Here is a 1,081-nt window from a genome sequence, read left to right as displayed (position 1 = left end):
ATTTTTCTTGAGCCCAACCGCCAGCTGTTGCGTGAGTATCGCAGTTTAGTTAGTGAAGAGTCAGAGCTCTTCGCGATGGTCAATAAAGATCTCGCGTTACCTGCCGTAACGTTAGATAACCAGCACATTGAAGTGATGCTGAATGCGGGTCTCAGTGCCGATAGCAACATTGCCATTAATACGGGCGTCGATGGTGTCGGTTTATATCGAACTGAAATTGCATTTTTACTTCAACATCACTTTCCATCGGAAGATGAGCAGTATCATCAATATCGAGCAATATTAAACAGCTACTCGAACCAACGCGTGGTGATGCGTACTCTAGACATCGGTGGTGATAAACCATTGCCATACCTGCCAATCGAAGAGGACAATCCGTTTTTAGGTTGGCGCGGGATTCGCTTTACGTTAGATCATCCTGATATCTTTTTGATTCAATTGCGTGCGATGCTAAGAGCCAGTGCTGAAAGTGGTAATTTAAGTATCTTGTTACCCATGGTATCTGGTATTAAAGAGCTGGATGATGCGATGACGCTGATCAACCAAGCCTACAGCGAAGTTGTCTTGCTTGATGAGCGTATTCAGGCTCCAAAGGTCGGGGTGATGATCGAAGTACCATCGATGGTATATCTGCTTCCTGCCATCGCGCATCGAGTGGATTTTGTCTCTGTTGGTACTAACGACTTAACTCAGTATTTACTGGCGGTGGATCGGAACAATTCCCGCGTCGCTGATGTCTATGAATCCATGCATCCGGCAGTGCTGTTAGCACTCAAACAGATTCATGACGTGTGCGATAAATATCATGTGCCAGTGTGCATCTGCGGTGAATTAGCCGGTGATCCATTTGGTGCGCTCTTATTACTTGGGTTGGGATACACCAGCTTAAGTATGAACACATCTAACGTGGCTAAGGTGAAGTATTTGATTCGTCATAGCCAACAACAGGAACTAGAAAAACTAGCGGAACAGGCGATGATAAAATCGTACGGAGAGGAGATTCATCAAATGATGCATGATTTCTTTATCCAACAAGGTTTTGCAGGCTTCGTTCGTGCAGGGAAAAAGTAGGTAATCGTGA

General features: G+C 45.1%; 1 protein-coding gene. It reads left to right on the top strand.

The features are described from left to right. The coding region (gene ptsP / locus R7127_RS26830; RefSeq protein WP_318148753.1) for a phosphoenolpyruvate--protein phosphotransferase at positions 1–1,071 on the top strand (1,071 nt) is incomplete at its 5' end. Positions 1,072–1,081: the final 10 nt, after the last annotated feature.

The sequence above is a fragment of the Vibrio sp. 1159 genome (assembly GCF_033340395.1).
Classification (GTDB): Bacteria; Pseudomonadota; Gammaproteobacteria; order Enterobacterales; family Vibrionaceae; genus Vibrio; species Vibrio alginolyticus.
This window is presented reverse-complemented; position numbering and strand designations above follow the sequence as displayed.